This is a genomic window from Flavobacterium sp. AG291 (genome assembly GCF_003350375.1).
Classification (GTDB): domain Bacteria; phylum Bacteroidota; class Bacteroidia; order Flavobacteriales; family Flavobacteriaceae; genus Flavobacterium; species Flavobacterium suzhouense.
This window is the reverse complement of the sequence record NZ_QQAR01000024.1, coordinates 1-5,654: the sequence shown is the minus strand read 5'-3', so window position 1 is coordinate 5,654 and position 5,654 is coordinate 1. Positions and strand designations below refer to the sequence as shown.

The 5,654-nt window shown below is 37.2% G+C and carries 9 protein-coding genes and 1 tRNA gene; 6 read left to right on the top strand and 4 right to left on the bottom strand.

Annotated features, from left to right (window positions below):
- The 4 genes from DEU42_RS17710 to DEU42_RS17270 form a co-directional block, all read left to right on the top strand.
- A partial coding sequence (locus DEU42_RS17710) for a hypothetical protein (protein WP_233506730.1) occupies window positions 1-181 on the top strand: 181 nt, incomplete at its 5' end.
- 489 nt (window positions 182-670) lie between these two features.
- A complete protein-coding gene (locus DEU42_RS17280) occupies window positions 671-991 on the top strand; it encodes a hypothetical protein (protein WP_114759584.1) in 321 nt (106 codons plus the stop codon).
- A gap of 121 nt (window positions 992-1,112) precedes the next feature.
- Window positions 1,113-1,370, top strand: coding sequence for a DNA-binding protein (locus tag DEU42_RS17275; protein ID WP_114759585.1), 258 nt, complete (start codon window positions 1,113-1,115; stop codon window positions 1,368-1,370).
- A 6-nt stretch (window positions 1,371-1,376) separates the two neighbouring features.
- Window positions 1,377-1,655 carry a hypothetical protein gene (locus DEU42_RS17270; protein WP_114759583.1) on the top strand — a complete coding sequence of 93 codons (279 nt, stop codon included), beginning with the start codon at window positions 1,377-1,379 and terminating at the stop codon, window positions 1,653-1,655.
- Window positions 1,656-1,706: 51 nt separating this feature from the next.
- On the opposite strand, the gene DEU42_RS17705 is transcribed toward DEU42_RS17270, so the two are convergent.
- From DEU42_RS17705 to DEU42_RS17260, 3 genes are all read right to left on the bottom strand, one after another.
- Entirely contained in the window at window positions 1,707-2,177 is a 471-nt protein-coding gene (locus DEU42_RS17705; RefSeq protein WP_233506728.1) for a tyrosine-type recombinase/integrase, read from the bottom strand.
- 32 nt (window positions 2,178-2,209) lie between these two features.
- Window positions 2,210-2,899: a site-specific integrase gene (locus tag DEU42_RS17700; protein WP_233506727.1), complete on the bottom strand. Its 690-nt coding sequence runs from the start codon at window positions 2,897-2,899 to the stop codon at window positions 2,210-2,212.
- A gap of 435 nt (window positions 2,900-3,334) precedes the next feature.
- A tRNA-Ala gene (locus DEU42_RS17260) sits at window positions 3,335-3,408 on the bottom strand.
- Window positions 3,409-3,526: 118 nt separating this feature from the next.
- Here DEU42_RS17260 and DEU42_RS17255 point away from each other — a divergent pair.
- Window positions 3,527-4,297 (top strand): enoyl-CoA hydratase/isomerase family protein, encoded by a 771-nt coding sequence (locus DEU42_RS17255; RefSeq protein WP_114759582.1) that lies wholly within the window; start codon window positions 3,527-3,529, stop codon window positions 4,295-4,297.
- Here the strand turns inward: DEU42_RS17255 and DEU42_RS17250 are convergent, their stop codons facing one another.
- Window positions 4,298-4,924, bottom strand: coding sequence for a 2OG-Fe(II) oxygenase (locus tag DEU42_RS17250; protein WP_114759581.1), 627 nt, complete (start codon window positions 4,922-4,924; stop codon window positions 4,298-4,300).
- 107 nt (window positions 4,925-5,031) lie between these two features.
- On the opposite strand from DEU42_RS17250, the gene DEU42_RS17245 reads away from it, so the two are divergent.
- Window positions 5,032-5,481: a 6-pyruvoyl trahydropterin synthase family protein gene (locus tag DEU42_RS17245; RefSeq protein ID WP_114759580.1), complete on the top strand. Its 450-nt coding sequence runs from the start codon at window positions 5,032-5,034 to the stop codon at window positions 5,479-5,481.
- Window positions 5,482-5,654 lie beyond the last annotated feature (173 nt).

Genomic DNA, 5,654 nt, shown 5'->3' with positions numbered 1-5,654 from the left:
GCACGCAGAAGAAAATATTACCTTCAGGCGTTTTTTATTAATGTGTTTATGTCAAAGAACATCTTTCTTTCAATTAATTTTTTTTCAGAAGAAAAAGAGAAAAAAGAAAGCAGTTCACAAATTGTGCGGACAAGTTAAACGGAGCGCTATAAGTCCCAAAGGGTGGCAAGGTGAAGAATGAGCCTAGCCATTATGCGCGTGCACTTGACTCCGCACAATAACTTGCTTTTCTTTTATTCTTTGTGAAAAAATAATTGAATCAATAAAGTTAATATAAATCTAAAAGTACATGCCTGAAGGGCATGCTCTTGAAACAATTAAAAACAAATCCTGACGGTTTACCGAAAGGTTTTGTTTAAATAACAACTGGTTTTCTATCTACCTTCATACATTCCCTAATTTAACTTTATTTCTGAGAATTTTTAAACTCATCGATTTTTCGAATTATTGATTTTTTATGTTTGGCACCAATTAGAAACACCGCTTGTTCAAATTGATTTTTTTTGCTGTAGTTATAAATACTCTGAAGCATTACGTTTTCACGCTTTCCCTTTTGCTCGTCTTGAAAGAATTTATGAATATTGGTTAAGCAGTATCTTGCTCAGTGTAAGAAGAGCGAAATTTCAACTGACAATACAGACACAGCAACAAAATCTGAAAATCTTTAATCATGGAAGATGAAAATCTAAAAGCTCTCGGCGCTTTTACCGAAAAGCTTACAACGGCAACAGAATTCAACACACTAAGACCATCTTCAAAACGTGAAGGAATACATAAGGTCGGATTATATTTCACCGGATACAATGACCTTACACTAACTGTGGTAGATATTATCAGCGTCTGCACAGCTGCTTTATACGGTATGGAGGATAATGAGGGGAATACGAAATATGCTTCTGCTTTCACTATAGCGGAAGTTCTTAGCCTGGCACTTGACCTGAGCCAACAGAGGAATCACAAATCCTTGACGAGTGCAATGGATTACATTTAAAGCTTAAAAATCGAGAGGATCCTAGCTAAATTTTACCCATCAAATATTTAATTGCCTGTTGTATTTTTATTGTTTACGCTATTACGCATATAAATGATGTCGAATCTAAATGAAGAGGATTATGAGCGAGCACGTAACAAAAGACGATTTAAGGCAGTTCAGCCTTATGATTATTGATGAAATCCGTAAACTAAAACCCGAAATTAAAAAAGAGGACAATTTGGAATGGCTCAAGAGCAGAGCCGCCAGAAAACTGCTTACGATGTCACCCGGATCGTTGCAAAACTTAAGAGTAACAGGTAAGATTAGATTCAGGAAAGTATTAGGTTCCTATTATTACAATAGAGCCGACCTGATGAAACTATTCACCGGTAACTGAGTAGTTATGAAAAGAGAATTTAAAAACCACCTATCGAAATTAGAGAAAGATGCCAGGCTGAATGTCTGGCATTTTGCGCTCCTAACAGCTATAATGCTATTAGGCACTAAACAGAAACAATACAAAGTCATTAATGTCAGTCGAAAAAGACTAATGGCATTATCTCACATTAAGACACTTCCTTCTTACCATAAGTATTTAAAGGAACTTCAGGAATTAGGGATTATAAAGTACACTCCTTCCTATCATCCGGGGTATAAAAGTGAGGTGGAGTTTTTGGTTTAAATAATTGTGTCATCAGTGATGACACAATTTAATTATCATGATTAACATGACCTATCTACATACCCAAAGAACACTTCTAAATTCAGACTTGTCCACCCGGTCTATCCCTGTATGCTTTTCATCGGGTTTCACTAGTATAACTTCTGCAACGTCAGCAGCTACAGTATTCTTTAATCGCGGCTCAGCAGTACTTAGTCTATCCTTAAGTCGTTTCATTTCTCGTCCAATTGACTGCTGCTCTGTTAGAGCATACTCCTCAGTCTGTTTCACAGAACTGTGCCCCAGCATCTCTTTTACGACGTGTATGGGAACATTATTGTTAAGAGTTACCGTACTTCCAAAAGTTCGCCGAGCTTTATGGGTGTTCTGTGTGCTTTCAATACCGCACAAATCCGCGATTTCTTTAAGATAGCCATTCATTCTTTGATTAGAAATAACAGGAAGAACAGTATTTCTTTTAAGGCTCTGCGGGTGTTCCTTATATCGCTCCATAATTTTAAGCGCCTGAGGAAGCAGTGGCACCTTAAAAGAACTGCCAGTTTTTTGGCTCTCACTTATAATCCAGAATTGATCATCATCTCCCTGTTAATATCAGAAATCTTAAGGTTAAATACATCAATATATGCTACCCCTGTATAACATTGAAACACGAACACATCTCTTACCGTAGCAAGCCTTTCGATCGTGATAGGATGATTCTCCAACTGATTTAATTCATACTTCGACAATGGCCTTTTAATGATTTTCTCTGTTTTACTTTTGAATCTTTTAAAAGGATCGACGGTTATAATCTCTTTGTCAATAGCTCTAAGAACAATTTTCTTAAAATTGGAAATGTACTTAAGTGTAGTATTATTGCTTATCCCCTTTACCGATTTCAAATAAAATTCAAAGTCCTTGACAAACTCGTAATTAAGTTCTCTGAACTCCAGGTCATCAATTCCATACTTAAACTTTAAAAACTCCCTAACATGAGACTTAGCGGTCTCGTATCTTATATGGGTGACTTTTGAATACTCTCTGGGAACTAAGGCTTTAATTTCATCATTATGAAGACTGAACTCTTCCATAACTTTTGCTTTAGAAACAGTCTTACCCAACACAAAATCAATCAGTCTTTGAGCCGTAATGGTATGTCCTTCCAACATCAGGCTGGTTCGGTAGTGGTTTATCCTGGCAGCTAGCGAATCCAGAAACAGATTTACAGCTTTAGCATCTTCCTTAATACCAGTTGCTCTTTCCAATTTTTGATTCCAGCGTTGGACGTTCCACTTTCGCTTTGTAGAAGTTTCTTTAGGGATTCCATCTACTGTTGTCCTCCAATAGATAAACCTTTCATTGCTCTGCTTTGACGAGCTCTTCAAAAAGAAGGTAAGCCCGAAACTTTGTTCTAACATAATTCAACATTTTTAAATTAATAAAGTTCGAATTATACCGTCTTTAAGTCAAGATGTAAAACCTATTTACAGGTTGATTATCAAAAGATTAACCCCTATTTTGTGGCAATTTTATCCGGCACTAGAAATTGCCACAGATTTACCACAATTTTTTTTATCACTTTTGAAAATTCTCCAGGTAGTAAAAGAAACAAAAAACCTGCAAAACATTGATTTTGCAGGTTTTACGATACTTTTTGAAAATTTTGCTTTGTTTTAAAAAAGCTAAAAATTCAGTAAAAGTGGAGAAGATGGGAGTCGAACCCACGACCTCTTGCATGCCATGCAAGCGCTCTAGCCAGCTGAGCTACATCCCCATTATGTGTCACAAATATAGTATAATTAATTTCCAATTTACAACACTAATTATAAACTTTTAAAAAAAGTGTTTTACCTTTTTTACATTTCCATTACTTTTACTTCAAAATAATTTACATGTCAACTACCACGAGGCCTAACGGATCATTATATACAAAAATCGAGAACACAATTGCTACTGTTGAGTTTGGCCATCCCGCCAGCAATTCATTTCCCGGAGAATTGCTTCAACGCTTGGCAGACGAGCTGAACACACTTAGCAATAATCCACAAGTAAACCTTATCGTTCTGAGAAGTGAAGGCGAAGGTGCATTTTGCGCCGGTGCTTCGTTCGACGAACTTTTGGCGGTAAACAATCTTGACCAGGGGGCCGTATTCTTTTCCGGTTTTGCCAATGTAATTAATGCAATGCGCAAGTGCTCAAAACTTATCGTAGGTCGCATACACGGAAAAGCTGTAGGTGGTGGTGTTGGTATTGCTGCAGCCTGTGACTATGCATTGGCAACCGTAAACAGTTCAGTAAAACTATCCGAACTAACAATTGGTATCGGTCCGTTTGTAATTGCGCCTGCTGTGGAACGCAAAATGGGGAAAGCTGCACTATCGGAAATGACGCTTGCAGCCCATGAGTGGAAAAATGCGTATTGGGCTGAAAAAAAAGGTCTTTATGCTAAGGTTTTTGAAAATACAGCAGATTTAGACAAAGAACTTGACATCTTTACCCAAAAGCTTGCCTCGTACAATCCTGAAGCTTTAGCAGACATGAAAAGAGTACTATGGGAAGGCACAGAAAACTGGGATACTCTGCTAACCGACAGAGCTAAAATATCAGGCCGATTGGCGCTTTCTGATTTTACGAAAAATGCCTTGTCTCAATTCAAGAAATAATTACCCTCTGGTTTTAAGCCAGCCAGTAATACTAAGCCTTTCCCTTTTTACGGGTTTTACTTCGTGTTCGAGCACCTGGCTTTCAAAAATTACTACCCTGCCTTGTACAGGATAAATATCTATTGCCTTTTCTGAACCATCTTCATTGAGATAAATGGTAAGCTCGCCACCATATTCAGGTAGCCAGTCTTCGGAATTGAGATAACAAACCATAGATAATTTTCGTCGGCTGTCATTTTGAAAGGTATCCAGGTGACGCTTATAGAAAGTCCCTTCAGGGTATAAGGCATAATGAAATTCCTTTTCGTTAATCCCCATGTAACAGGTACGATTAAGATAATCCTGAAAATCGTTTAATTTGGCAAAAAAACAACTTTCAGCACCCAATGCATGTTCTTCATCAAGCCAAAGGATAAAATCGCCTCTAATGGCATCTATTATCTTCTCGTTGGACTGATTTCCTATTGCCGACTTTTTAAACCTGTCCTCATCATATTTAGCAAGCAATGCCGTTCGCAGGGCTAAAACTTCTTCTTTTGTAAAAAAGTCGTCTATAACACTATACTGCTGCTCCATCAGGTCATCAATAACCTTTTCATATAACGGGTTTAACTGTAAATCATCCATGATTAACTAAAAATAGTGCATCAAAGATACTCTGAAAACCGATAGCTTTATAATAAATTAGATTGATGCATATTATTTAGTAAATTTGCAGGCTTAATACGATTATAATGAGCAAAATCAGGATTACCAAACAGTTTACTTTTGAGACCGGCCACGCCCTTTATGGCTACGATGGCAAATGCAAAAATGTACATGGCCATAGTTATAAGCTTTCGGTTACGGTAATAGGCGAACCCATAACCGATCCTACTAATGTAAAATTCGGAATGGTAATAGATTTTGGAGATCTGAAAAAAATCGTAAAAGAAGACATCGTGGATGTTTTTGATCACGCAACGGTATTCAATCAAAACACTCCACACGTTGAGCTTGCTGCCGAATTAAAAAACAGGGGACACCATGTAATTTTAGTCGATTACCAGCCAACAAGTGAAAATATGGTAATAGACTTTGCCCAGAAAATCAAAAGGAGACTACCGGACAACATACAGCTTCATTCATTACGTTTACAGGAAACTGAAACTTCTTTTGCAGAATGGTTTCAAAGTGATAATTAAAATCATTCATCATAAAATAATGAGCCTCCAAGATGGAGGCTTTTTTATTACTATAAACAAAAAAAAGCCTCCGCATAATGCGGAGGCTTTCACTATAGTTGGTTTATTAAGAAACGACCTGTGTGTGATTACTTCTTAACAATTAGGAATTCTGAACGACGGTTCTGAGCGTG